Source organism: Mesorhizobium koreense (assembly GCF_031656215.1).
In the GTDB taxonomy this organism is placed as follows: domain Bacteria; phylum Pseudomonadota; class Alphaproteobacteria; order Rhizobiales; family Rhizobiaceae; genus Mesorhizobium_L; species Mesorhizobium_L koreense.
The window spans coordinates 4,130,616-4,157,145 of sequence record NZ_CP134228.1; the positions used below are offsets into that span (position 1 = coordinate 4,130,616).

Below are 26,530 nucleotides of genomic sequence, written 5' to 3' on the forward strand. Positions count from 1 at the left end.
CCGCGCCGTCAACTTCCGAGATCGCCACTTCAGCCGCCTTCGGCAAGGCCGTGCCGCGCAAGCCAGTTTTCCAGCACTTCGACCATTTCCTCGGGCAATCTTCCTTCGGTGTTGAGATGGACTTCCGCGTTCTCAGGTGCCTCATAAGGCGAATCGACACCAGTGAAGTTCTTGATCTCGCCGTTCAGCGCCCGCTTGTACAGGCCCTTCGGGTCGCGCCTGGCGCATTCCTCGAAGGGCGTATCGACAAAGATTTCGACGAATTCGCCCTCCCCCATCAATTCCCGCGCCATCCGCCGCTCGGCGCGGAAGGGCGAGATGAAGGAAACCAGCACGATCAGCCCCGCGTCGGCCATCAGGCGGGCGACCTCGGCGACACGGCGGATGTTCTCGACACGATCCTCCTCGGTGAAACCGAGGTCACGGTTCAGGCCATGACGAACATTGTCGCCGTCGAGGATATAGGTGTGACGGCCAGCGGCATGCAGTTTCTTCTCCAGAAGGTTGGCGATGGTCGATTTGCCGGAGCCGGAGAGGCCGGTGAACCAGAGTACCGAAGGCCGCTGAGCCTTCAATGCCGCGCGCGCGCTTCTGTCGACATCCAGCGCCTGCCAATGGATATTCCCCGCGCGGCGCAATCCGTGCACGATCATGCCGGCGCCGACCGTGGCGTTGGTACGGCGGTCGATCAGGATGAACGACCCGGTCGCCCGGTTCTCGCCGAAGGGATCGACGGCGATGGGGGACTGCAGCGAGATGTTGCAGACGCCGACCTCGTTCATCTCCAGCGATTTCGCCGCTTCGTGAGCGAAACTGTTGATATCGATTCGGTATTTGAGTTCTGTAATGGCGGCATTCGCCTGATCGGTTTCGGTGCGCAGCAGGTAGGAGCGTCCCGGCAGGAGCGCATGCTCGTTGAACCAGACGATGTTGGCCGTGAACTGGTCGGAGACTTCGGGGCGAGCATCGGGAGCAACGAGCATATTGCCCCGCGAGGCCTCTATGTCGTCCTCCAGCACGATGGTGACAGCCTGCCCTTCGACAGCCCTGTCGAGATCGCCATCATAGGCGACGATCCGGCTGACCCGCGACGGACGGCCCGATTTGGCGACGACCACGGCATCACCTGCCGACACCTCCCCGGAAGCGACAGTACCGGCAAAGCCACGGAAATCGTGGTTCGGCCGATTCACATACTGGATCGGAAAACGGAACGGACGCTCCTTCACCTCGTCATCGAGAACGAGGTTCTCCAGCCAATCGAGAAGTGCCCGACCGGTGTACCAGGCCGTCCGTTCGGAAGGCCGCGTGACATTGTCGCCATGGCGGGCTGAAAGCGGGACCGCGGTCACCGTCCGGAAGCCGAGATTCCCGGCAAAGGCCTCATATTCCCCAGCGATCCTTTCAAAGGTCGCACGGTCGAAATCCACGAGGTCGATCTTGTTGACCGCAAGGATCGCATGGCGGATGCCGAGCAGCGAGGCGATGATCGAGTGGCGGCGCGTCTGGCGAAGCACACCCTGTCTTGCATCCACCAGCACGACCGCCGCATCGGCCGTGGATGCGCCGGTTGCCATGTTGCGGGTATATTGCTCGTGGCCGGGCGTATCGGCGACGATGAATTTGCGCTTCGGTGTGGCGAAGAAACGGTAGGCGACGTCGATGGTGATTCCCTGCTCACGCTCGGCTTCCAGCCCATCGACAAGCAGCGCGAAATCGATGTCGTCTCCCGCCGTGCTATGCTTTTTGGAATCGCGCTCGAGCGCCGACAACTGGTCCTCGAAGATCAGCTTCGTATCGTAGAGCAGCCGGCCGATCAGAGTCGATTTCCCGTCGTCCACCGAGCCGCAGGTGAGGAAGCGAAGCAGCGTCTTCTGTTCCTGGCCGGCCAGATAATCACGCACGGCGATTACGTCTTCCGCCGGATCGATCGTCAGGTGCTGTTGCAAGGTCAAAAATATCCTTCGCGCTTCTTCTTCTCCATCGACCCGGACTCGTCCTTGTCGATGAGCCTGCCCTGCCGCTCCGACGTCTGTGCCGTAAGCATCTCCTCCACGATGGCTTCCAGGTTTTCGGCTTCCGATTCGATCGCGCCGGTCAACGGGTAGCAGCCCAATGTGCGGAAACGGACCATCCGCTCCTCAATCCTTTCGCCGTCACGTAGTTTCATTCGATCGTCATCAACCATGATGAGCATGCCGTCACGTTCGACGATCGGCCGTCTCTTCGCGAAATAAAGCGGGACGATCGGAATTCCCTCGCGCAGGATGTATTGCCAGATGTCGAGCTCGGTCCAGTTCGACAAGGGAAACACCCGGATCGATTCGCCCGGTGAAATCCGCGTATTGTAAATCCTCCACATTTCCGGCCGCTGGTTCTTGGGGTCCCAGCCGTGCGCGGAATTGCGGAAGGAGAATATCCTTTCCTTGGCGCGTGACTTTTCCTCGTCGCGGCGGGCCCCGCCGAAGGCGGCGTCGAAACCGTATTTGTCCAATGCCTGGCGCAGGGCGACGGTCTTCATCAGATGGGTGTGGAAATTCGAACCGTGGTCGAACGGATTGACACCATCGCGAACGCCTTCCTCGTTGATGTGGACGATGAGATCGAGCCCCAGTTCCGCGGCCATCCGATCGCGAAAGGCGATCATCTCGCGGAATTTCCATGTCGTATCGACGTGCAGCAACGGGAAAGGCGGCTTTGCCGGATAGAAGGCCTTCATCGCGAGATGCAGGAGAACGGAAGAATCCTTGCCGATGGAATAAAGCATCACCGGTTTTGAGAAATTGGCAGCTACCTCGCGGAAGATATGAATGGATTCCGCTTCAAGGCGATCCAGATGGGTGAGCGGGCGTAGAAGGGCCGAGCTTTGCGGCATCGAAGGATTTCCAGTTTCTCTGGCCGGACCCGGCCATAAATCGCGTGCAGCCTCTCACTTCACCCTTTCAGTGGCAAGGAGACGAAGGCAGCCAACGTGCCTTTTGTGGAAGGGCTTTTGCGTAAAACCGGTTGCTCGCGCAATCTTTTTCCCCGCGTCCGCAAAATGGTCGATCGGCCCCACGAGGCTCGACCGGGAGCATGGTCACTGTTAGGTTGGCAAGGAGAGAAAAGCCGGTGAGAGGCATGAACGCTGTTTTGGCCCGCCCCTTCATCTGGTGCGATCCGGCAAGCTCGTATGGCTGACAACCACCATCCCATTGTTGCGGTAACGGGCTCTCGCGGGCCGGTGGGCGAAGCGGTCGTGCGTCAACTGGGCGAGTCCGGTTTTACGGTACGTCGCCTGTCGAGAAATCTTTTTCCGGGGGATGGATCGCGCTCGGCGATCCTTCCCCCCTTTGACGCGCCGAACGAGGCATTCGAGAAGGCTCTTGCCGGCGCGGTCCACACCATTCACGCGGCCGCATTGAACAATGGGAATGCGACGGCAGGCGAAGACGATTTCATGAACGCCAATGCGCGGCTGACCGAAAGGCTGGCGGCTGTAGCTCATCGGGTGATCCCTGGCCGGTTCGTCTTCATATCATCTATCCGCGCCGTCGTCGGCCAGGGTTTTGGAGGCACCGTGGGGGCGTCTACGCCGCCCGCTCCGTCCTGTTCTTACGGACGCTCGAAGCGAGCCGGGGAAATAGCCGCCTCGGAAATATTCGCCAATTCGGCGGACAGGTTGACGATATTGCGGCCGGCACCCGTCTACGGACGCGGAATGAAAGGAAATCTGGGCAAGCTCTTGCGGCTCGCCGGGATGCCCTACCCGCTCCCACTCGCTGGTCTTGCAAACCGCCGCTCCCTGCTCGATGTCGAGGCGCTCGGCCGCGCCATCATCCACGCCCTTGCCAATCCGACGCCTGTCAGCGGCGCCTATATCGTCAGCGACAGAAAGCCGGTAACGATCCCGGAAATCATCGCGGCTTTTCGACACGGCGCGGGCCGCTCGTCCGGCCTCTTTTACCTGCCGCCGGCCCTGCTCGAAACCTTCGCTTCGCTTACTGGACAGAGGCAGGCGTTGCTGGGGATGTTTACCGAAGAGATCTGTGATCCCTCCGCACTTGAAGATACAGGCTGGATAGCTACAGAAAACAGCGTCAGCGGGCTCATGGCCCTGGCCCGCCCGCCGCTAAACGGAGCAGAACCCTGAAAAGATTGGCCCTTCCTTCGATGGACGTCATGAACAGGATCGCCATAGGCGGGACCGTGGCATGCTCGGCCGTCATCGGCAGCGGGACGAGTGTCCTTGTGACGCTGGCTTTTCTGTGGGCTGTCATACGCCTCCTCCGCCGCGACTTTCCATTGTCGCGTGTGCCGCAGGCCCGCATGCTTGCCCTGGTTATGGCTCTCTTTTTCGTGGTCGAGGCGTTCTGCGGCTTCATCTCCTATAACGGCATGCCGACATTGAAGGAGATCGTCGAGAATTTCGTCTTCCTGTCTTTCCTGCCGCTTTACTCGCGCCTGTCGGTCTCGTCGCGGGAAGACATGCGGGATGCTCTCGAAACCGCCGCAGTCATAGGCGCGTTTGTCGCCCTTCTTTTCTCTCTTTTCCAGATGCTTGTCCTTCACGAGCGCGCCGAAGGAGGCGCCGGCAATGCCGTCCCGTTCGCCGTCGCCAGTACGGTCGGTTATACTGTCCTCTGGCTCGGCTGCCTGCGCGCCGATGGCAGGCGGCGCTTACTCATGGTTGCGGCCATATGCGCATCGGGAGCGTGTATCCTCCTCTCCGGCACGCGAGCTCTTTGGCCCGGCTTATTTATCGCGCCGATCGTCGTTTTTTTGATTTATCGAAAACACTTCCTGTCGCAAGGGTTCGGCCGCACCGCCGCAATTTTACTCGTGCTCGCGGCCTGCATCGGTGTGTTGTCTGCCGATTTTATCGAAAGACGGGTGGAACTCGCCGTCCAGGATGTGACCACCGCCCTAGATGCCAACAATTATTCTGGATCCTTCGGGCGCCGGCTGGTGATATGGCGCGTGGGCACGGAACTTTTCGAGGAAGCGCCTATCTTCGGCCAAGGCCCTGGCAACGCCGGCCCGCTGCTCGCAGAACGCAGCCTCAAGCTGATCGGCCACAGTTTAGTATACACTCACTACCACGATGTGTTCCTGAACTATGCCGTTCGCGACGGCATCCTCGGAATCCTGATCGTGTTGGCGATGATCTTCGCGCCACTGATCCTGGCGGCACGGCACGAAAGAGATGAGATCGGAACCTACGGCTTCGCCTTCCTGGCCGGAATGGAAATCGCATTCCTTCTCTCCGGCGCGATAGGCATCATGTTCGGTCAGGACATCATGGACGCGCTGTTCATGATCTCGACAATAACGGGAGCCTATCTGGTGTTCGGCGCAACGTCGGCCCGCGAAATCCGCATCTCGGGCGAGCCTGCCCTTGGCTCGCGCTCCGGGGGTGGATGATCTTCCGGCGGAATTGGGTTCTACTTTAAAACGCGTCGCGATCGTTCAGATTCGCCCCATGCGCTTTAGCTTCCTGATTTTGCGCATGCCGTTCTCCCGAAACCGGTGTCCGTTTTCGGGATGCTTCAGGAACCGGCTTTTCCGATCATAGGGGCAGAGGGTAGACGCGTCTCGCCCGGCCGTTCCGGCACGGACGAAGGATGCGACCCGTTCAGAGCGATGACAGACGATGCATGCGGCAAACTCTTTCCGTTGCCCGCCGACAGCGCAGGCTCGCCATCAGAGATAGCCTGCGCCAGTCCGGCGGAGGAATCCGCCACGGCTTCCCTGAGATCGGATGTGGAATGACCGTTCACGCCGCACTGTCCCGACTGCGGGCCGTTTGCCGGTTCCGACGGGCGCGCTCCATCCTCGAAGCTGCAAAATTCCTCCATGGTCGTTCGCGCCCGTTGCTTGTCGCCATCGCGCAAGGCAGCACCGAGCCCATTGAGAACCGTTTGGATATCCTCCCAGCCGAAGACGCGGGTGCGCAGTCCAAAGATATTTGGCGCACCTACATCAAGCATCTGTTCACCGGGCGCGCAGAGCGATTCGTGCAACTTCTCTCCCGGACGCATCCCTGTTATGACGATGTCGATGTCCTGGTAGGGCCTCTTGCCGGCAAGCCTGATCATGTTTTCCGCCACGGTCATGATCGAGACCGGCTCGCCCATGTCCAGCATGTAGATGCCGTGGCTCACGTCTCGGCGCTCCAACGCGGAAGCGGCTGCAGCGACTATGACGAGATCGACCGCCTCGCCGATCGTCATCAGGTAGCGCGTCATCAATGGATCGGTGACGGTCACCGGCCCGCCGGCATCGATTTGAGCCTGGAATATGGTGGATACGGAACCATCACTTCCGAACACGTTACCGAACCGCACGCCGATCAAATTCGTCGACGCATCTGTGGAATGCCGGGAACGCATGCCACTGGTAATGTATTCGGCCATTAATTTCGTCAGGCCAAGCATTGATCGCGGATCGGCCGCCTTGTCGCTCGAAATCAGCACGAACTGGGAAACCGCGCACTCTACCGCGACTTTGACGCAGTTCAGCGTGCCGAAAACATTCGTCTTGATTGCGGCGTCCCAATTCTCCTCGAGCAACGGCACATGCTTGAGCGCCGCGGCGTGAAAGATGACGTCGGGCCGGAACGCCTTTACAGCCAATGAAAGCTGGCGCTCGTCACGGATGTCGAGAATGCGCAGCGTCACCCGCGGCAAATCGGTTTCCGCTATGTAGCCGGCCTGGAGGCTGAAGATATTGAATTCGGAAATATCGGCAACCAATACCGCTTCCGCGCCCAGATCCAGAGCGCGCTTGACGAGAACCCTGCCGATCGAACCCGCGCCGCCGGTGACGAGCACCCTCTTTTGTTTCATAAATGAGGCGAGGCGATTGTGATCTGACGGAACCGTCGAACGGCGAAGGATGGTCTCCATCTCGACTCTTTCCAAAGTGAGCTTGCCGCCGCGTCTTAAATTGGAAAGGCCTGTAAACTGCTCAACCGATGCTCCGCCCCTGCGCGCGATGCGGACCAGTTCCGGGAAATAGGGAAAAGTCTTGTCGGCCTCATGGCCAAAAATGACGATGTCTACGCCTTCGGTGTCCTTGAAATATTCGTCCAGGGTCTGAGACGCCCGATGGGCATGGCCTACGATCGGCACGCTCTGAATATTCGCGCCGACAGCCGCCCGGGGATCGTTGGTTATGATGCCGATGATGCGCGTGAAATCATGGAGATTGGCACGGGTATAGCTGATGAGGACATTCGCCTCTTCAAGCGATCCCAAAAACAAAGCCCGCTTCCACTCTCTTCCGGAAGCGGCATCGCTTCCGTAAAACCAACCCGCGCCCTCTCTAAGATAACGATAGAACAATCTGGGGGTCGCGATGAACGCGAATGTAACGAAAAAGAAAATAATAAATTCACGCTCATTCAATCCAGTGATTGGTTGTACGGATCTAATGATGAGTGTCGTGCAATACAATCCTATTGTCAGTATAGCGCAATTTTTTAAGATATTATAGAAATCAGGAGTCGATGCGAACCGCCACATCATCCTGTAAAACCCATTCAACCTGAGAAAGAGATGGCCAGCTATACCAATCAAAAACCATCCGATCACACCATACCAGGAAAGGGGATTGAACGAGAGATACGAATTGGAAAGCAGCAGGCTGAGAGGTACCGAGATCATGATCATGATAATGTCCATGAACATGATAACCGAGCGCCGCAGGGAAGGGCGAAGGTTTGAGAGGGATGGTACGGATGAGCGCATCTATCAGACTAACTGTTCCTGTGTGCCCGTGTCGAAGGCACCTTCAATGCATCATACTCAAACAGGCGGATCTTGGCGAATAGAAGATCCGAGAGAATAGTTCTTCCGTCCCGAACGTGGGTACAAAAGAAGTTCCAGGTCGCCATTTCGCTCTCCCTTCCCGAAGCTTCCGTCGTCAAGTCAACACTAAGGACGCCCACGTGGTCATAAATTTTGCGGTCTGCTCAGTCGCAGTGAATGTCACGGTGGCTGTCTTCAATGGTTGTTTCGCGGAATGCCCTTTTCCTGAGCGATACGCCGGTATTTGGCCGCCGGCTTGAGGATCATGCCCGCCGCGAGTTCGTCGACCATACCGCGCTGGATCTCCTGCCAGGGGGTCTGGTGAGCGGGATAGTGGTATCCTCCCGCCTTCTGCAATTCCTCGCGACGGCGGGCAAGTTCGGTGTCGTCGATCAGGATGTTTGCGGTTCCCTTGCGCAGGTCGATACGGACGCGATCCCCCGTTTTCAGCAGCGCCAGTCCGCCACCCGTCGCGGCTTCAGGCGAGGCATTCAGGATCGAAGGCGAGCCCGAAGTGCCGGACTGCCGCCCGTCGCCGATGCATGGAAGCGCGTGGACGCCTTTCTTGATGAGACTGGCGGGCGGCTGCATGTTCACGACCTCCGCCGCGCCCGGATAGCCGACCGGCCCGGCGCCGCGCATGAACAGGATCGTATGCTCGTCGATGCCGAGCGTCGGGTCCTCGATGCGCTTGTGATAGTCCTCGGGCCCGTCGAAGACGACCGCTTTGGCTTCGAACGCTTCGAGATCGCCCGGGTTCGACAAATAACGGTTGCGGAACTCCTCCGAGATGACGCTCGTCTTCATGATAGCGCTGTCAAAGAGGTTACCTTTAAGATTGATGAACCCGGCACTTTTCACGAGCGGGTCGGCCACGGTCCGAATAACCTTGTGGTCGAGATTCTCCACGTCCGCGCAATTGTCGCCGATCGTCTTGCCGTTGGCGGTCACCGCCTCCGGGTGCGGCAGCAGCCCTGCCTTCATCAGTTCCATGACGACGGCCGGCACGCCGCCGGCATGGCAATAGTCCTCGCCAAGATACTCACCCGCCGGTTGCAGATTGACCAGCAGCGGTATTTTGTGGCCGACGGCTTGCCAGTCGTCATTGTCGAGCGGCACGCCGAGATGACGTGCGATCGCATTAAGGTGGATCGGCGCGTTGGTCGAGCCGCCGATGGCGGAATTGACGACGATGGCGTTCTCGAACGCCTCGCGCGTCATGATGTCGGAAGGCTTGAGATCCTCCTCGACCATGGCCACCGCCCGCTTTCCCGTTTCATAGGCCATCTGACCACGCTCGCGATAAGGCGCGGGGATCGCGGCGGAGCACGGCAACTGCATGCCGAGCGCTTCGGCGAGCGAATTCATCGTGGTCGCGGTGCCCATCGTATTGCAATAACCGGTCGAGGGGGCGGACGAAGCGACGATATCCATGAACTCGTCATAGCCGATTTCGCCGGCGGCCAGGCGCTCGCGCGATTTCCATACGATCGTGCCTGAACCGGTGCGCTCGCCCCGATGCCAACCGTTCAGCATCGGGCCAACAGACAGCGCGATCGCAGGAATATTCACCGTTGCCGCCGCCATCAAAAGGGCCGGCGTGGTCTTGTCGCAGCCGATCATGAGGACCACCCCGTCGAGCGGGTAGCCGTAGAGCACCTCCACCAGCGACAGGTAGGCCAGATTACGGTCAAGCGAGGCGGTGGGGCGCTTGCCTGTCTCCTGGATGGGATGGCAAGGGAACTCGAAAGCGATCCCTCCCGCCGACACGATGCCCTCGCGCACGCGCTTGGCCAATTCCAGATGGTGCCTGTTGCAGGGGGAAAGGTCGGATCCCGTCTGGGCGATGCCGATTATCGACTTGCCGGACTGGAGTTCCGCTCGGGTGAGGCCATAGTTGAGGTAGCGTTCTATATAGAGAGCGGTCATTCCGGGATCGTCGGGATTGTCAAACCATTCCTGCGAACGCAACCGCCGACGCGCCATTCCATTCTTCATCATCGATGCCTCTTCACGGCGGCGGTTCGAAGCCATGAGCTGCCGCACGCACTGATTGATATGTCGCTGAAGCCGGGCACGCTCCGAATACCGGACCCGCTCGCCTCACGGCGCAATGATTATCCCTGAGTCTGCTTCAGTGCAAATGATTGCGGAGCATCTGCGGCCACATGCTTCGCTGACACCGATCATCCCCGCCCGCGGCTATAGGCTCCCAGGCCACACGTCGCGTGAAAGCGAGGATTCCGCCTTGTTTTCCCCCCAAATCTCAAGCAAACAGCGCGACGAGAGACGGAATGAGGGGTCACCCATGAGCGTGCTCGTAACGGGCGGCGCCGGATATATCGGCAGCCATATGGTATGGGAACTGTGCGACGCCGGCGAGAAGGTCGTGGTGATCGACCGACTCTCGACCGGCTTCGACTGGGCCGTCGCTCCCGAGGCGCATCTCGTCGTCGGCGACATCGCAGATCGTGCGCTCCTCGAATCGGTCATCCGCGAGCATGAAGTGGATTCCGTCATCCATTTCGCCGGCTCGATCGTCGTCCCTGAATCCGTCGCCGACCCGCTCGGCTATTACGAGAACAACACCTGCAAGAGCCGGACACTGATCGAAACGGCAATCCGCCTCGGTGTGCGGCATTTCATCTTTTCCTCCACCGCCGCCGTTTATGGGGCGGCGGGGCTCGAGCCCGTGCGCGAGGAAGCGGGCCTCGCGCCTGAATCCCCATACGGTCGATCGAAGCTGATGACGGAGTGGATGCTGCGTGATGCCGCCACGGCCTTTCCGGATTTCCGCTACACCGCGCTTCGCTACTTCAACGTTGCCGGCGCCGATCCCAAGGGGCGCACCGGCCAATCGACGAAGGGAGCGACACACCTCATCAAGGTCGCTTGCGAGGCAGCACTTGGAAAGCGGGCCAAGCTTGAGATCTTCGGCACGGACTATCCGACGCCTGACGGCACCTGCGTACGCGACTACATCCATGTCAGCGACCTCGCCGCGGCCCATCGGCTCGCACTCGAGCGCCTTCGCGGAGGCGGCGCCAGCATGGTGGCGAATTGCGGCTACGGCCACGGCTATTCGGTACTGGAGGTCGTCGACAGCGTTCGCCGGGTCCATGGTCGGGATCTGAATGTCGAAATGGCCGGGCGGAGGCCGGGCGATCCTCCCTCCATCGTGGCCAATTCGGAACTGGCACAGCGCGAACTGGGCTGGGTGCCTGCCCGCAACGAACTCGATCTGATCGTTCGCGACGCCCTACGGTGGGAAGATGCGCTTTCGCGCAGGAATTCGATCTGAGGCAGGCCGCTATCTCATCCGGAAAGCCTAGGGCTTTCGTCTTCTTCCGCCATACGTACGACAAGAGAAGTTTGTTACTCTGCCGGTCTCGATAAGCAAGGAATCCGCATGAAGTTCGGGACAAGCGGTCTGCGCGGACTGGCAACCGACCTTTTAGGCCCACAGACGTCGGCCTACGCAAGAGCCTTTGCCCGACGTCTGTTCGAGACAGGCGCGGCCCAACCGGGCGACCAACTCTTCATCGGCCGCGATCTCCGCGAAAGCAGCCCCGCGATCTCCGCCATCTGCGCGGACGTTCTGTCCGCGACGGGGCTGACCATCGTCGATTGCGGCGAATTGCCGACACCCGCGCTTGCCGGCTTCGCCTGGTCCAACAAGGCGGCCGCCTTGATGGTGACCGGCTCCCATATCCCGGCCGACCGTAACGGCATCAAGTTCTTTCTTCCGGGCGCCGAAATCGACAAGTCGGACGAGGCTGCTATGACAGCCATCGTCCAGGCGGCCGAGCCCGACAAGCAACCTTCCGTTACTCCCGTCTCGGTCGTCCGACGTGAGATCGAGGCCCTGGCATGGTACCGTGACCGAGGCAGGGCGATGGCGGCCGAAGGGGCCCTGTCAGGCATGAACATCGGCGTCTACCAACACAGTTCGGTAGCGCGGGACTTCCTGACCGAACTCCTGACTTCCATCGGCGCGGAGACCGTACCGCTGGAACGCACTTCGCATTTCGTCGCGGTCGATACGGAAGCGGTTCCGCCGGAAACGATCGACACCTTCGCCGCCTGGACGCAAGAGCACCGGCTGGACGCCATTGTCTCCACCGACGGCGACGGCGACCGGCCGCTGATCGCCGATGAAACCGGCGCGCAGTTGCGTGGCGACATGATCGGGCTGGTGACGGCAAGGATGGTCGGTGCGGACATCGTCGTCACGCCGGTCACCTCCAACTCCGGCATCAAGGCCGACCTCGGCTTCGAGGTTCTGCGCACGAAGGTCGGATCGCCCTTCGTGATCGAAGCGATGCAGAGGGTCGGGGAGCAGACGGCGGCGGGTAACGGCAAGACCGTCGTCGGCTTCGAGGCCAATGGCGGTTTCCTCCTCGGTTCCTCCTTCGACCACGCCGGCATGAGAGGAACGGCACTGCCGACGCGCGACGCGCTTCTCCCCATTCTCGCCGTACTGCAATCGGCGCGACGGGAGAAGATCGCCTTGTCCGCTCTGACGGAACGCTGGGCATTGCCGATCTCAGCCAGCGACCGGCTGGAGAATTTCCCGGTGGAGCGATCGCAGGCGCTGATGGCGCATCTGGCCGCGAAGAACGATTCCCTAAAGCAATTCCTCTCGCCACTCGGCGACGCCGTCTCGGTCGATCGCACCGATGGGCTGCGGGCGACGTTTTCGTCCGGCGAGATCGTTCACCTGCGGCCGTCGGGCAATGCGCCGGAAATGCGCTGCTACACGGAGGCGGCGACCTTTGCCCGCGCCAACGCACTCATCACCGAGGCGCTCGGTCTCGTCCGCAGTTTCCGCGGATAGGCTATTTGCGCCCGTAACGGTCGTCGAAGCGGACGATATCATCCTCGCCAAGATACGATCCTGATTGGACCTCGATCAGTTCCAGCGGGATCTTTCCTGGGTTCTCAAGGGCGTGGACCTCCCCGAGCGGAATATAGGTCGACTGATTCTCGCTCAGCATGATCGTCTCATTTCCCTTTTGCACCTTGGCCGTACCGCGCACCACGACCCAGTGTTCGGCTCGATGATGGTGCATCTGGATTGAAAGCTTGGCGCCCGGCTTCACCGTGATGCGCTTCACCTGATCGCGCTCGCCGAAGTCGATCGAGTCGTAATGCCCCCACGGACGATAGACCTCGCGATGGTTGATATGTTCCTGCCGGTCGAGCTTGCGGATACGGTCGACGACACCCTTCACGTTCTGGGCATGGTCCTTATGCGCAACCAGAACCGCGTCCTTGGTTTCGACGATCACCATATTCTCCACGCCGACCGTGGCGACTAGGCGGCTCTCAGCGCGCACCAGAGTGTTCTTGCTGTCGAGGGCCAGGACATCGCCTGCAAGCGCATTGCCTTCGCCATCTCTTTCCTGGATGTCCCATAGCGCTGACCACGAGCCGATATCGTTCCAACCCGCGTCAAGGGGGACCATTGCCGCCGCCCCGGTCTTCTCCATGACCGCATAGTCGATCGATATCGCCGGGCTGGTCCTGAACTTGCCGGCATCGATCCGTACGAAGTCCATATCCTGCTCGATCGCGCCGATCGCCGGTTCGCAGGCTTCCAGAACCGCAGGCTGAAACCGTTTCAACTCGTTCAGATAGACGCTCGCGCGGAACAGGAACATGCCGCTGTTCCAATAGCAGCCGCCATCCTTGACGTAAGCCACCGCCGTTTTACGATCCGGCTTCTCCTCGAATTTTTCGATGACGAAGCCGTCCTTGCCGAGGGAGGCGCCACGCCGGATGTAGCTATAGCCCGTTTCCGGCCGGTCGGGCACGATACCGAATGCGACCAGCTTGCCCCCTTCGGCGAGCGAAATAGCCTTTCCGACACTCTCGTGGAACCGATCCTCCTGCCGGATCAGGAGATCCGCCGCCAGGACAAGAAGCAACGGGTCCTCTCCCGAGCGCGACGCATAGAGCGACGCCAGCGCAATCGCAGGCGCCGTGTTGCGCCCGACAGGCTCGAGCAGGATTGTGGCGCCATCCTCGCCTATCTGGCGAAGCTGTTCGGCCGCGATGAACCGGTGCTCCTCATTGCAGATTACCAGCGGGCTTTCGCAGTCGAGCCCCCGAAGCCGCATTACGGTCTCCTGCAGCATCGTGTGGCTGCCAGCCAACACGTGGAACTGCTTCGGATAAAGTTCTCGCGACAAGGGCCACAACCGGGTGCCAGAGCCGCCCGCCAAAACAATCGGTAGCAACATTGATCAGCATCCCTTCGTAGCCATCGCTCTATTGCATGGGTGGATCGTAACGCTTCAATAGAACCTAGCTTTTATAATGGTTCTTCGAAGCCGCCCAGTTATCGAGGCTCACGTCGCGCGGATTACCCATTTGGGCGCGCCAGCATCCCTGGCGACGCCGGATAGATGTTGGCACCCAAGTCCGCCGGGAACCTGCTCAAATCGCTTGCACCGGGAGAGCCGTCCATAGATATAAAGCGTCGCGTCCGAGATGCCGGCCTTGTGGCATACCTTCGCGACTGGCGTTCCTTCCTCCGCCCGACGCAGAATGAAGGCGATCTCGGCCTCCGAAAACTTCGATCTCTTCACGGAACCCTCCATTCTCCCAACGCCGGGGAGGCACGTCAATCCAGTCCGGCATAATGCGTCATGCTGCACTTTTCAGCTCAAAACGCAGTACCTTCACATATCCATTTCAGAGTTGGGGCTCATGGAGAGCGTCAGCGGATAGGCCAATGGCACGTTGCACTCTATTTATCGGCTGCGTATAAGCCGGGGGTCGTCGAAAGTTTTCTTATGGGGCGTAGCCAAGCGGTAAGGCAACGGTTTTTGGTACCGTCATTCCCTGGTTCGAATCCAGGCGCCCCAGCCAAACTGTATGCTCTGGCGATAGCTTCGTATTCTTGGCGTCTGTCGCCGTTGCCGATACGATTGTTTCCGAAAGTAAATCAAACGGCTGCCTGAAAGCGGGGCGAACCACCCTTGGTCCCATTTGCAATTCGACAGCATCAGATTTAGCAGTCCCTTTTTCTCGTGAGAGGGCTGTTTTACAAACAGCCGGCTGGCATTTCGCGCCAGTTCCAAAAGGCGGATGCCATCGCCCATATATGATTCCTCAGCGCTACCATGCGCTCGATCTCGCGAAGCGGCCGCGTTTGCTCGGTTCGCCACTGTGCCGACATTCGATCGTGGAAGGCGTTGTCGATGCGGCCATCAAGCTTATCGAGATACATGGCGTGCAGGCGATCCTCCGATCGCTTGTACTCGACTTGAGACCGGTGAATTGCCTGTTCGTGCTCCCGGCGTTCATCGGCATGGCTGGCTTTAAGGGCTGCCACTTCATTGAAATGTAACTGGTCGAGCAAATTGGCGAAGGCCTGATCAAGCACTTCCTCGCGAACATACTTGCGACGGCATTCAGCATAGGCGTCGCGCCGCCGATAAAAACTGCTGCGGCCGACACCAAAATATCGACACGTCTTCGCGACGTGCCCAGTCTCTTCAGCGTGCTGAAGAATACGAAGCTTGCATGTGATCTCGCATTGATCCTTGCTCATGAACACCTCCTTTGCCGCAGAATTGGGAGCTTATTAGAAATGTCCCGCGAGTACCGACATATCTACAATCGGCTAATACCGGACTCAAGGCGCGTAGATACTATCAGAACGGCCCCCGACTAACTATTGTCGACCGCCACTTCAGATTGCAAATACCTGACCCGCCGTCCAGTTGCCGCATCAGCAGGGAGTGAAGGAGATCACTTAAGGGGTTTTTGGGAGGCTCGGTCCTTCAATCGTCACGACCGTATCGGCGGGAGTTACACGAATTGGCTGTCTCCTCTTCGGAGCGGGGCAGGCCGTGCTGTGCCCTTATCGCTCAGTGATTGCGACCCTCAAGTTGCCGGTAGAGTTCAGCATAGGATCTCCCCATTCTTTCAGCGGTGAATAGGCGGAGATACCGGTCGCGCGCGGCTCGGCCCCAGCTCACCGCCTCAACCGGGGAGTCAATCAGCCGGTTGATCGCTTCGGCAAGTTTTGCCGGATTCGATGGCGGAACCACGAGCCCGGTCTGGCCGGCTCTATTGACATAGCTTGTGCCCGTTCCGATTTCGCAAGAAATCATTGGCTTGCCGCACATCGCCGCCTCGACCAGCGAAAGCCCGTAGGCCTCCGACCTTTGGTTCGAAGGAAAAACCAAGCCGTGACAATTGCGTAGCAGCGCCATCTTGCGCGGCTCCGCCACCTCGCCAACAAATAGCACGTTGTCGCAGCGCAGTGCTTCGGCCTGTTGTTTGAGTTCGCGCTCGACGGGCCCGGACCCTGCTATCACGATCTTGCACCGCGCCTGAGAAGCGGCCCGGATCAAAACATTCAGCCCCTTGTAGTAGCGCAGCACACCGACAAACAGCACGAACGGCTTGGGAACCACCGAGCCACACCAGCCGTTATCGGCCTCGCTTGGTGAGGGATAGGCGCCCTCGTCGATACCGATGGGAATGACCTGCGATTTGGCCTTGAAAGCCCTGAGAACAGAGCTTGATTCCAGGTAGTTCGGTGATGTCGCTACGATCGCGTCGACGTCTGCTAGGAAGCGCATCATCAAAGGCCGGTAGAACGGCAAGACGAGCCTCTGTTTGACGATGTCGGAATGATAGGTGAGGAGGGCCGGCTTGCCGTGGTGAGATTGGAAATGCACCATATCCATGATCGGCCATGGAAAATGGTAATGGACCAGGTCGGCCTGTTTGGCCAGCGCGCCGAACTTGCGGAAGACCTCGCGCGAGAACCCGGTCGACGCCAGCTCGAAATCCAGCTTGGCTTTGCGGGCCATGTGGCCGTCGAGGCGTTTTGTATTTTTGTCCGGAGCACGGCTCAGTGACAGGACTTCGGTTTCGACGCCATGAGCAGCCGTGCTTTGAGCGATGGCATGGATCGTCCGCTCTACCCCGCCGAACGTATCCGGCCAATATGTCTTGAAGAAATGCAGGACTTTCAAAGCTCGGTCCTTCGTCTTTGCCGGATGGCCGGCTCAAATATCCGCAACATCCCTTTGGCGTGATTCTCCCAGGTAAATCGTCCGGCATTCTTGCGCGCACCGGCGGCGATTTTGTTTCGGAATTCCGCGTCGGTACAAAGGCGACCGAATGACACGGCAATCGCCGCGGGATCGTTCGGGTCGACGAGGACGGCATTGTCTCCGGCGACTTCAGGCATCGACGACGTATTCGACGTCAGCACCGGTCTGCCGAATGACTGGGCCTCGACGATCGGGAAGCCGAAGCCTTCATAAATCGACGGCATAGCCAAAAACACACAATTCGCATAAAGCGTGGCGAGCACGCGATCATCAACGAAGCCGGTGAACTTGATGCTGGTCTCGAGCCCGCCGCTGCGCACCTGGTCGGCCAGGCGCGTCTGTTTCCATCCCTTGCCGCCGACGATGACAAGGTCGCAGCCGACGCGGATACCGGCCGGCAGCAGACCATAGGCTTTGATCAGATTGCCGAGGTTCTTGCGGGGCTCGAGCGTGCCGACGAAAAGCGCGTAGGGTTTTGTTATGCCGAGCGGCTCGAGGCTCGAAACATCGGCCGGAGCCGGCAGCGCGGCAGTGCCGGGGGCTACCGTCCTAACCGGCGACTTCAGCCACGGGAATTCGCGCGTCAACGCGGCCGCTGTGGACGTCGAATCCGCGACCACGACATCAGCGGTCCTCAAGGCCGGTTTCATCAGCAGGCGCTCGCCGATCAAGGTACGAGCACGCATGGTCTCCGGCGCATGCATCCAGACGAGATCGTGAATCGTGACCGCCCGTGCGATCCGGCTGTCCAGAACGAGAGGCAGGCGATGCGACGGACCCCAGAACACGTCGACATGATCGCGCCGAGCCAGGGAGGGCAGCACGACTTGACCCCAATACGTTCGGGCGACCGGCCCCTTGAAGCCGGCAAGCTGCACGGAAACGCCACGCGGAATGTCGTAGCTCACGCTGACCGCTCCCGGCGCGTAAACCGCCACATCGGCGCCAAGCGCCGCCAGAGCCTTGATCGAATTGTGAACGAATCGGCCGATACCGTCGGTGGCCGATGCCAGATTCCTGCCATCGATCCCGATCTTCAACCGCGTCACTGGGATTCCGTCTTTCTTAGAGGGACCGATGGACTATAGTTAGTTGGACATGTCAACGGTGGTCGTTCGCGAGAGGAAATTTGGCTACCGCCTGAATAACTCAGACAATCCGTATTTGAAGTTATCATAAGAAAATTTCCGGGACGCAGTTTCCTTGGCGTCTTTCTGCCGTAGCACTACCGCGGCACGATCTTCAAAGATCGACATCACCCGGTCCGCGAACCCCTCGCAGTCGCCGACATCGACCAGATCCAAGCAAGCAGATGCCTCTGCGAGTTCCAATGTAATGAGCGGGATATTCGTCGCCACCACTGGCACGCCCAGATGGAGCGCCTCGGTTATCTGTGTCGGGAAGTTCCCTTCCATTTCAGATGTGAACAGCAAACATAGCGCATTCTCGTACAGATATCCGAGTTCCGCGTCTGTGAGCTCCGGCAGCGAAACCAGATGCTCCTCCGGCCCGGCCGCCGACCTGCCAGATAGCGGGGTGGTCAAAAGTCCAACGAGTCGATCCTCGCTTCCAGCCGCATTCAGTCTCCCGTTCACGATCGCTACTGTCCTTGCGAAATCGGTGAGACGTTTTGAGGGCCTGTCCCTTGTAGGATAAAATGCGTAGTACTTCGGCAGTGTCCCAAGCCGGTCAGAGGATTCTGCGCTGGGCGAGCTGTCATTCAGAAACGGCAGGGGGACGTGGACGATACATTCTGGTCGGGGAGCAAGCGTGGTCTTCGGTAGATAAGACGCCGTGAACGCGGAGTTCGTCAGAATGCGACTCGCCTTGGCGACCATTTTTTTGCCAACAATGGCAAATTGGCGCGAGGCGCCCATCTCGGCCGAGCCTTGATAAAAATGAGGCATGTAGTCAGGGAGATACAGAACGACGTTCTTGCCCTCCAGATGGGCAAGCTCGGGAAACATATGATAGTGCGAGATCAGCACGTGGTCGATATTCGCGTCTGCGTTTATCAGATCAACATATGCGGCACGTGGCATAGCGCAGTTCGCACGCCTAATATTGTTCAGCGCTTGCTCCACTTTGCGCAGGGCCTTGAAAGTCGCAACGGCCGCTATTGATGCAAGCGCGCGCGGCATTCTCTTAAAATCACGTGCGTGGTACAGTGTCCTGAGGTGGTCTATATTGGCGGAAAATGGCCGCATCGATGCAATCTGGCGAAGGCGGCCTATCGCGTTCCCGCCGCCAAGAGCCTCTTGCTCGATCACCATGATCTTCAGATCGGATCCAGCGGCAGACTTGAGGAAACCGTGAATTCGACCAATGTCCTCGCTCCGGCTCGTGACGACGATCTTGAAGCCAACATCAGCTAGCGCGCGAACGATTTGACGGATAACCCGCGCGATTCCCTCCGCACAATGGTATTCGCCGTTTTGGCGGACCACGAGCGGCCCAAAACCGTGGAAGGCTACAAGAACGGTTTCGGCGGTCGGTGCCTCTATTTTAACTGTTGGCGAATAAATCAACTGAGGCGCTCGGTTCGTCCCCGCTTCGCCAAGCGCTCTTGTTATGGCCTCGTCGAATATCGGCCACACATGTTCTGGCTGGTACAGTTTCCGAACCTCGGCTTGGCTTTCGATGAGTTCGCGCGAGAAAGCGCGGTCGCCTTTCCTCAGTCGTTCCGACTGCTTCACCAGGTCATCAATGCTGTCGGCCCTGCCGGGTGCCCCGGCCGAGAAATACCGGCAAAGCAAAGAGCCTTTTTGGAACAACACGGGACCGCCAAGCGTCATGAACTCTATCGGCGGGAGATAGCAAACAGTCGGCTCCAGATAGTGATACGCAAATCCGCGCATCTGGGACAATCGACTGATGAACTCGGATCGTTCCGCCGTCCCTATCACTTGCTCGTCGCGGACAGGCACGTTCTGCGCGCCGAAAATCCTGTAACCTTTCGCGGGAAAATAGCGCTTCAAGGTGTGGTAGTTGGTGGTGTAGTAGGGAATGTCCGCAACCCTCGGGCAGAGCAATCCCAACTCAGGCACCGACGCTTCGAGATCCCATGTGTCTCGTCGATCGAGGACGTCGCGCGTAAGGCAGTAGGGAACGATCATCATGCGCGATCGTAGCCAATCGTCCTCTATTTCGATCACCTTTTCGGAGTGTGGCGAGAACCAGAAGTCGTTCCGCTCCGTGATAAGCGGCAGCGCTCCCAAGTTGGTCAATTCATCCGACAGACTGTAAGGCTGGCCATATGTGCGATAGATGACTCGGCCGTGATAGGCTTTCAGGAGATGGGTCAGCCACAGCGGGTTGATCGTCACAATCGCTGCGTCGAAATAAGCATTCAGAGCCTCCGCAGCTGCCGGCGGAATCTTATCATAGAAAAAGTTGGTCCTCGCTAGGATATCGAGAGCCTCCTTCGGCAGGCTGGAGTCCGGCGGAACCCAATCGTAGACGGCGGACTGATCGTGGACGGTACTCAGATACGGTGGATTGAATACTTCGTAGCCAAGGGCCCGCAGGCGGGGAAGTTCGGTTTGCGAGAGCACTTTGTGCATGCCCAGCCAGAAAATTCGCTTCTTCTTGATCATTCCGCTTTTCGGCTCTCCAAGAGGCGATGTTTGGTATTGCAGTGCACCATCGCTTGTCAAATTCGTGGCCCGGGTGGTCGGCAGAGGGGCTGCACAGAAAGAATGCGGCACGGAGATCACAGACAAAAGACGACAAATGCACGCGATGAAGCTGTTTGCCACCATCCTGCCTATGAGGCCTGATCTGCCTCCGCTAAACGCCCTCGAATCGGCTTAGAGTTTTCCGCGCCATTTTCCTGGCTGGGAGAGGAGCGGAAGCGATGAAGGCATCGCAATTTTCGGACGCGCAGAAGGCGTTCATCATCAAGCAGGGCGAAGACGGAACGCCGGTGGCGGAGATCTGCCGGAAGGCCGGGATCAGCCAAGCGACCTACTTCAACTGGAAGAAGAAGTATTCCGGTATGATGCCGTCGGACATGAAGCGGCTGCGCGAGTTGGAGCAAGAGAACGCCCGGCTGAAGAAGATCGTGGCGGACCTCAGCCTCGACAAGGAGATGCTGCAGGACATTGTCCGGCGAAAAACCTGAGGCTTGGCCGGAAGAGAACGCTGGTCGACGTGATGCGATCGGACTGGGCAATCTCGATCCGCCGTGCCTGTGCGGCGATCCTGTTCGACCCGAAGACCTACCGATACAAGTCACGTCGTCCCGACCAGGCCGCTCTGGAGCAGCGGATGAGGGAGATTTGTCAGACCCGCGTGCGTTTCGGCTATCGGCGCGTGCATATCCTGCTCAAGCGGCCGGAAAACTCTAGCCCCTGCCGAGGGCGCGTTGGGGAGCGGACCACAACGTGAACAGGGCTAACTTATAGGCGCGGACAAAACGGGGAGCACGTCACCCACTATCCGTTATTCTTAGGTCGCACCGAGAATTCGGCTCTTCATCATCCGCTTCCGACCCTCAGGGGCACGGAATTGGAAAAGCACTGAACAGTTCGGAAGGCGGCATGCCGGCTGCCGGATGGCCCACTTCGTGTGCTTTCGCATAGATACGGCGCATCTCGGGTACATAGGCATCAATTTCCGGCAAATGCTTCAATCGCATCAAAACTCGGGCAGCATTGAAATAGGGACTATTGTTGGCCCGGTCATTCTCGAAGATATCTTTCCACATCATAGCAACGAGCCACAGCCGATTCGCTCGGCGCCGGTCCACTGCATCTTGGTCCGCCCCGTTGCGCTCGGCAAGATCCCAGGCACGCGGCAACTGCTCGAGATCAAACAGCGTGCCATAGTCCACCCACGACACGTTCGAATTCACAACCAGCGACGGCTCTCCAATCCAATAAGCGGCTTCATCTGGCATATAGTTCAATACGTAGTGCGAAGTCGGTATACAAGTAAGCATCGAGGAGAAGGGACGCCCGCTCGTTTCCTGACAATAGGACCGCATGGCATGGTCACGCCGATATATATGCGAGTAGATGGCAGTATAGAAATTCTCATTCTTGGCAGCGAGATCCTTCACCGTTGATAGTTCATCCGGCCCGGCCGGTTCCAGCACATTATAAGCATTGAGGAAGCTCTGCAGGTCGGCAATGCCAAGCGGGTTCGCTTCGGATGTGTAACCGTAGTTGAGGTAGACGAGACCGATCCTGGGATGACGATGCAAGACATCCAGCACTGTGGCTATGCAGCCTGCCCGCGTTAGGTCGTCGTCGCCAATGATCCATACGTACTCACCCCTGGCACGCTGTGCAGTTACCGCTAGGTTGCCGAGCATTCCGACATTCTTAGCATTCCGGTGGAAACGGAAATTCGAGCGATCGAAGAACGCTTGGACGACATCCGGCGTGTTGTCCTGCGAGGCGTTGTCCACGACAAGCACTTCCAGGTCGTTCCGCTCGCCCGAAATCTGCGAATATATGTTCGCAAGGTTGCGCGTCAGCCAGCCGGCCCGATTGTAAGTGCTAAGACAAATTGAGAGTTTTGGCCGCTGGGCTAGTTTAATGAGCGAAGCGGATGGCTGTTGATTCCACTTACCCAGCGACTGCCGGGCATCGTTGCGCTGATCAGTGGCTAATTCTTCACACAGCGCTCGAGCATAGTCCAACCAACCACGGACAGGCCTCGACACCGCCTCGTCGCTGAGGGTTTCGCGCCAGGCTGGCGACATTATGCGCACCACTGCGTCGAACAAACTGTTGCCATTCTCAAATCCGACGTTGACTGTGCCGAGTTCAGGCTCAACGTCCGCGCAGCCGGAGACCACGCAGGGCACCCCTTTCCACAGCGCATCCAACACATCTGGCTCATTCACACCAAACTTTCCCGCATGAATGACGAAATCGGCCTCTGCTAGGGCGTTCTCCCGCTCCAATCCCCCGCACCAGTCGAGAGTGACCGTAGACCCCTCGCCCACCATATCGTCCATGTCCGGCGTCAAAGCATCAAGGACAATTATGCTGAGTGACGTACCTGTTTGGCGCGTAGCTTTGTCGGCCACATCAAGGATCCTGGTCAGGATTTCAGGCCGACCCGCCGGGACCCACACAAGGCATTTCAATGCGCCGACATCCGCTCTCCGGGGCATGATGCGACGCTGTGTACCCAGCCTTTCGGTTGGTTCTGGCAAAGTCTTAAAGCGATTCTCGGCACTATGAACCTTGCCCCGCCAAGACAGCAAGAACCGGTACAAGTTCTCGTACCTGTCCACGGAAAGCGCTAAAATCTTATCCGCCTCGGCTAACCCTTCATACGCCGTTCTTTCGATCCCCGAGATCGCTTGGCTCGTCGGACGGTTCTCGTCTCCGAAGATGACCGCTAGCCGAAGGCCGCGAGTCGCCATGAAGGATCTGGCCTCGTTTAGATCGGGTGTCGTGACGTCGGCAGCAGCGAGCACCCATTTCGGCGCGTCGTGGGCAAGCGGATCGACCCAATTGCTCCATGGGATGGACCCATCGTCGCCAGCCGGCATAGCGACCTCGATGTCGCCGGTCTCGGCGTTCCACCTGACTGGAATGAGCCGGACCCCCATCTCGGCCAGAGTCCGCCCCAGTGCCTGCGCGAAAGCTAGGCGGGGCGGCGAGGCGAGTGGCGAGATCCAGTAGTAGAAGGCCTTGATGCGGCGTGCCGCATCCGACGTCCGCCGGAGAATTCCTCCTATGAGCCGGACATAGGTTGACCAGGCCGCGGCATCCGGTCGGCTTTCCATTGGCGGCGGCACGACGGTTTCGATCACCGGCCCCCAATCAGCAAAATGATACTGCGTAAAGACAAACAGAAGGTCATCCGCGGCATCATACGACACGGGCAGCACAACATCGGCGAGGAGGAGCGCCTGCATGTACTCCTCATGGGCCTTGGCTGCGTGATGTCCATTCTGCTTGTGCAAGGCATCGGCCCCCTCGAAGATGAAGGCCGTACGCAAGCCAAGGCGATGCGCCTCCATGACAACATCGACGCCCACGAGATCCGTCCCCCCAGGATCGGCGTACAAGGCCTTGGACGCCAAAAGCCACCCTCCATCAGAGGACGGGTCCAGAGTTAGCTCGTCCAACAACGCTGCACCGCCGATGTCCGTCCGATGCAGTTTCCGTGATACAGTGCTCCAGACTACCGGCCGAACCCGACCGCGTGCTGCCCACGCTGTGCTCAGATGACGGAGCCGTTCGTTGACACCCTCCGCAAACTGTTCGTGAACCCCTAAGAGCAAAAATACGTCATCAATTGCAGTCCGTTCAATGCGAGTTGTTGCGACGATCTCTAGGGGAATGCCGATCTGCTGAGGGAGAGATGACCGCACAGTTTGCCTTGGCATGGCAGCGGGAGCAGACGCCGGATTGCGGGCCCTATCCTCGTTAGTCAGAGGCGGATGCTTCGTCGGATCCGAACGACTGTCGCTTCGCGTACCACGCCGCAATGCGTTCTGCGCGATATGGTCGCGACCACGGCGGGTCCGGCGGAAGATATGTCGGACCACAGGCATCCGAAGAAGTCGCATCCGCCATGCAAGTCCCGGTATCCCCGGGATGTCCACGCCGCGCTGCCGGGCCTCAGGCGATCGGGCAATGCTCAAAAGCACCGCCCCCCGAAATTCGCCACGTTCGAGCCGTGACAGATTGTCTGCGGTGCCACTCGGATCAGGAGCTCTCCCCAACACAGTCTCATAGGCTGTATGGATAAAGGCCTGATCGTCCAACTCCGCCAATATCTCGGCTGCTGTACGAACCTTCTTGGGCATCATCCGCAGCGTGCTCCCTGATTTCCGCCGCGATACTGGACATAGAGCCCGAATATTTGCGGCGAGATTCCATTCACCATAGTCAGCCAGAAGCTTGATCTGCGCGGAGTTTCCTAGTTTCAACAGCTCGCGCATGGTCCACTGCTCGAAGATCACGCCCTTCCCCGCATAGTTCTGCTTAGCCGCGCGTGCAAAGACCACAGGTCTCTCGGTGATCATGGCGAGACACGCGTAGGACTCGATTTCGGCATCGCGGGCCGGGTCGTGATGGATGACCGTGAGGTGAGTCGAGCCGACAGCCTCGATCAACTCCGTGCCCGTCGATGGCAAGGGCTGGATGGTCAGTTGCAGAGAGGGCTTATCAACAAGTTGCGCTCGCAGAGCATCCAAGCGAGCAGCTAGACCGGCCTGCTGAGCCGGCACCGCCTCGATCAGAATGGACGCCTCCGGAAGTTCCGAGGCGATCTTCAGGACCGCGTTCTCCAACTCAGACCGCGTATCGCCGAATCCGACAAGCCAGATTGTCGGAGGTCCCTTCCGAAGACTGGACGTGACCGTGCAAAAGGGGATAATTGGCTGCCTCGCCAGCACGGTGAATGGCCCGCCTGACCACCTGGCAGGATCGTCGGTCAGTATCACCGGCTTGGCGCCTGGCACGCCCGCCACAGCTTCCATAAGTTCAGTCGGAGCTAGCTCATCGGCCTTTGAGAACAGAATCACGTCCGGTTCGGTGTCGGCCAGGAGCAGCGGAAGATCGACAGGTGCCGCGATTCGCACGGTTTTAACGCGCCAGTCGCCGGTGCGCGCGAGCGAATTGCTCAGCCGATGGCTATAGCTGAGAAGATCACCGCCTTCGTCTTTGTCAAAATGGACGTGCAGAACCTCGATCGGCGCTAACGGGGACGCGGAACGGGGTGCCGCCGCATTCGAGGCAGGCAGCGGTAACCCGAAGCTCTCCAACATCTCATGAAAGGTGCGTCGGAAGTTTTCGCGCGACCAGTTCTGCTGCAACCGCGCCACGCCTTCGGTTGTACTCGTGAGCGCCTCTCGGAGCCCGGTTTCCGGATAGGGACGGATGTCACTGTGAATGTGACGGAACGTGTCATTTGCCAAAGTGAGAAGGGGCCGACCGGAAGCAACTGCCTGATCAGTTGTTGCAGAGAGGCCGGTCTGCTGCCTCGTGTACATAAAGCAGTTTAGATCGTTCGCTGCACACCAATCGACAAGGGCGTCCGTATCTAGGAAATCATAGGAGAAAACAATGTCGATACCGGGCTTGGCGATTTTCCGACACATGGCTTCAATGTGTTTCGGATATTCCTGGTCGTGGATAGCATAGAAATGGGTATATGTGCCCGGAGGAATGTTGATCCGAACCGTGGCACGATCGAACTCTCGGTTAACCAATTCGACCAAGAGTTCAAAACCCTTGCCTGGCGTTCCGAAACCGAAGGAGCCTATCACAGGTGGGCGGTCGGTAACGGACGGTAAGGGCTTACGGGGCTCGTGCTCAAGTGGCCGTGGGAATGGGAAAATTCTCGACGTCCGTTCTACATGGGGATCGAGGGCGATGTAGCCGTCGAAACCTTTCGGGGTGAGCTTGAGAGGGTCCTGAGGGTCGAGTTCAAGAACAATACAAAACTTTGGGCCGGCAAGTCGTGACAGTACCTCGATAGGTAGGATCGAGCCCATAGTAAAGAAATGCCAGTTAAATACCCAAAAATCGTACCCATCGGCCGGTTCATCAACCTCATCCGCCGACAGACGATGAATTTTTCCCTTCTTGGCAAAAAGATCAACGTCGAACATATCGAGCGACAGATAGTCGAGCCAATAGTCTTCATCTTTCGCAACGCATTCGTAGATCATCCTGCCGCTTTCGA

14 protein-coding genes, 1 tRNA gene and 2 pseudogenes are annotated in these 26,530 nt (G+C 58.9%); 6 read left to right on the forward strand and 11 right to left on the reverse strand.

Features of this window, described 5'->3' with window-relative positions; genetic code table 11:
• Positions 1–29: 29 nt before the first annotated feature.
• Both cysN and cysD read right to left on the reverse strand, forming a co-directional pair.
• Positions 30–1,949, reverse strand: coding sequence for a sulfate adenylyltransferase subunit CysN (cysN, locus tag RBH77_RS19670; RefSeq protein WP_311029256.1), 1,920 nt, complete (start codon positions 1,947–1,949; stop codon positions 30–32).
• A gap of 2 nt (positions 1,950–1,951) precedes the next feature.
• Entirely contained in the window at positions 1,952–2,875 is a 924-nt protein-coding gene (gene cysD, locus RBH77_RS19675; protein WP_311029257.1) for a sulfate adenylyltransferase subunit CysD, read from the reverse strand.
• 297 nt (positions 2,876–3,172) lie between these two features.
• Here cysD and RBH77_RS19680 point away from each other — a divergent pair, with 297 nt between their 5' ends.
• Entirely contained in the window at positions 3,173–4,132 is a 960-nt protein-coding gene (locus RBH77_RS19680) for an NAD-dependent epimerase/dehydratase family protein (RefSeq protein ID WP_311029258.1), read from the forward strand.
• Between the two features lie 29 nt (positions 4,133–4,161).
• Positions 4,162–5,403, forward strand: coding sequence for an O-antigen ligase family protein (locus RBH77_RS19685; protein WP_311029259.1), 1,242 nt, complete (start codon positions 4,162–4,164; stop codon positions 5,401–5,403).
• Positions 5,404–5,528: 125 nt separating this feature from the next.
• Here RBH77_RS19685 and RBH77_RS19690 read toward each other — a convergent pair whose 3' ends face one another.
• Entirely contained in the window at positions 5,529–7,652 is a 2,124-nt protein-coding gene (locus RBH77_RS19690) for an SDR family NAD(P)-dependent oxidoreductase (RefSeq protein ID WP_311029260.1), read from the reverse strand.
• A gap of 333 nt (positions 7,653–7,985) precedes the next feature.
• A complete protein-coding gene (locus tag RBH77_RS19695; protein ID WP_371832888.1) occupies positions 7,986–9,788 on the reverse strand; it encodes an IlvD/Edd family dehydratase in 1,803 nt (600 codons plus the stop codon).
• Between the two features lie 310 nt (positions 9,789–10,098).
• Here RBH77_RS19695 and galE point away from each other — a divergent pair, with 310 nt between their 5' ends.
• Positions 10,099–11,091, forward strand: a complete 993-nt coding sequence (galE, locus tag RBH77_RS19700; protein WP_311029262.1) for a UDP-glucose 4-epimerase GalE — start codon at positions 10,099–10,101, stop codon at positions 11,089–11,091.
• Positions 11,092–11,199: 108 nt separating this feature from the next.
• On the forward strand, positions 11,200–12,627 hold the full coding sequence (locus tag RBH77_RS19705) for a phosphomannomutase (RefSeq protein WP_311029263.1): 1,428 nt from the start codon (positions 11,200–11,202) through the stop codon (positions 12,625–12,627).
• Position 12,628: 1 nt separating this feature from the next.
• On the opposite strand, the gene RBH77_RS19710 is transcribed toward RBH77_RS19705, so the two are convergent.
• Together RBH77_RS19710 and RBH77_RS24085 are read right to left on the reverse strand one after the other, a co-directional pair.
• Positions 12,629–13,984: a mannose-1-phosphate guanylyltransferase/mannose-6-phosphate isomerase gene (locus tag RBH77_RS19710; RefSeq protein WP_311029264.1), complete on the reverse strand. Its 1,356-nt coding sequence runs from the start codon at positions 13,982–13,984 to the stop codon at positions 12,629–12,631.
• A gap of 159 nt (positions 13,985–14,143) precedes the next feature.
• A complete protein-coding gene (locus RBH77_RS24085) occupies positions 14,144–14,395 on the reverse strand; it encodes a transposase (protein ID WP_442920458.1) in 252 nt (83 codons plus the stop codon).
• Positions 14,396–14,591: 196 nt separating this feature from the next.
• Between RBH77_RS24085 and RBH77_RS19720 the strand changes: the two genes are divergently transcribed.
• Positions 14,592–14,666: transfer RNA gene (locus tag RBH77_RS19720), tRNA-Gln, on the forward strand.
• 544 nt (positions 14,667–15,210) lie between these two features.
• Here the strand turns inward: RBH77_RS19720 and RBH77_RS19725 are convergent.
• The 4 genes and pseudogenes from RBH77_RS19725 to RBH77_RS19740 form a co-directional block, all read right to left on the reverse strand.
• A pseudogene (locus RBH77_RS19725) lies at positions 15,211–15,351 on the reverse strand (IS481 family transposase); the annotation flags it as partial.
• A 319-nt stretch (positions 15,352–15,670) separates the two neighbouring features.
• Entirely contained in the window at positions 15,671–16,789 is a 1,119-nt protein-coding gene (locus RBH77_RS19730) for a glycosyltransferase (protein ID WP_311029265.1), read from the reverse strand.
• Complete coding sequence (locus RBH77_RS19735) at positions 16,786–17,919, reverse strand: glycosyltransferase family 4 protein (protein ID WP_311029266.1); 1,134 nt, start codon at positions 17,917–17,919, stop codon at positions 16,786–16,788. Before RBH77_RS19735 ends, RBH77_RS19730 begins: the two co-directional genes overlap by 4 nt.
• Before the next feature lie 84 nt (positions 17,920–18,003).
• Positions 18,004–20,466, reverse strand: a complete 2,463-nt coding sequence (locus RBH77_RS19740; RefSeq protein ID WP_311029267.1) for a glycosyltransferase family 4 protein — start codon at positions 20,464–20,466, stop codon at positions 18,004–18,006.
• A gap of 260 nt (positions 20,467–20,726) precedes the next feature.
• Between RBH77_RS19740 and RBH77_RS19745 the strand changes: the two are divergent.
• Positions 20,727–21,205 (forward strand): annotated as a pseudogene (locus RBH77_RS19745) (transposase); the annotation flags it as partial.
• A gap of 160 nt (positions 21,206–21,365) precedes the next feature.
• Here RBH77_RS19745 and RBH77_RS19750 read toward each other — a convergent pair.
• A complete protein-coding gene (locus tag RBH77_RS19750) occupies positions 21,366–26,516 on the reverse strand; it encodes a glycosyltransferase (RefSeq protein WP_311029268.1) in 5,151 nt (1,716 codons plus the stop codon).
• Between the last annotated feature and the right edge of the window lie 14 nt (positions 26,517–26,530).

Bases quoted from the DNA above. Each gene is read 5' to 3' on its own strand.
- cysD (WP_311029257.1), bottom strand. From the start codon at position 2,875: ATGCCGCAAAGCTCGGCCCTTCTACGCCCGCTCACCCATCTGGATCGC.
- RBH77_RS19680 (WP_311029258.1), top strand. From the start codon at position 3,173: ATGGCTGACAACCACCATCCCATTGTTGCGGTAACGGGCTCTCGCGGG.
- RBH77_RS19685 (WP_311029259.1), top strand. From the start codon at position 4,162: ATGAACAGGATCGCCATAGGCGGGACCGTGGCATGCTCGGCCGTCATC.
- RBH77_RS19690 (WP_311029260.1), bottom strand. From the start codon at position 7,652: ATGATCATGATCTCGGTACCTCTCAGCCTGCTGCTTTCCAATTCGTAT.
- RBH77_RS19695 (WP_371832888.1), bottom strand. From the start codon at position 9,788: ATGAAGAATGGAATGGCGCGTCGGCGGTTGCGTTCGCAGGAATGGTTT.
- galE (WP_311029262.1), top strand. From the start codon at position 10,099: ATGAGCGTGCTCGTAACGGGCGGCGCCGGATATATCGGCAGCCATATG.
- RBH77_RS19705 (WP_311029263.1), top strand. From the start codon at position 11,200: ATGAAGTTCGGGACAAGCGGTCTGCGCGGACTGGCAACCGACCTTTTA.
- RBH77_RS24085 (WP_442920458.1), bottom strand. From the start codon at position 14,395: ATGGAGGGTTCCGTGAAGAGATCGAAGTTTTCGGAGGCCGAGATCGCC.
- RBH77_RS19740 (WP_311029267.1), bottom strand. From the start codon at position 20,466: ATGATCAAGAAGAAGCGAATTTTCTGGCTGGGCATGCACAAAGTGCTC.
- RBH77_RS19750 (WP_311029268.1), bottom strand. From the start codon at position 26,516: ATGATCTACGAATGCGTTGCGAAAGATGAAGACTATTGGCTCGACTAT.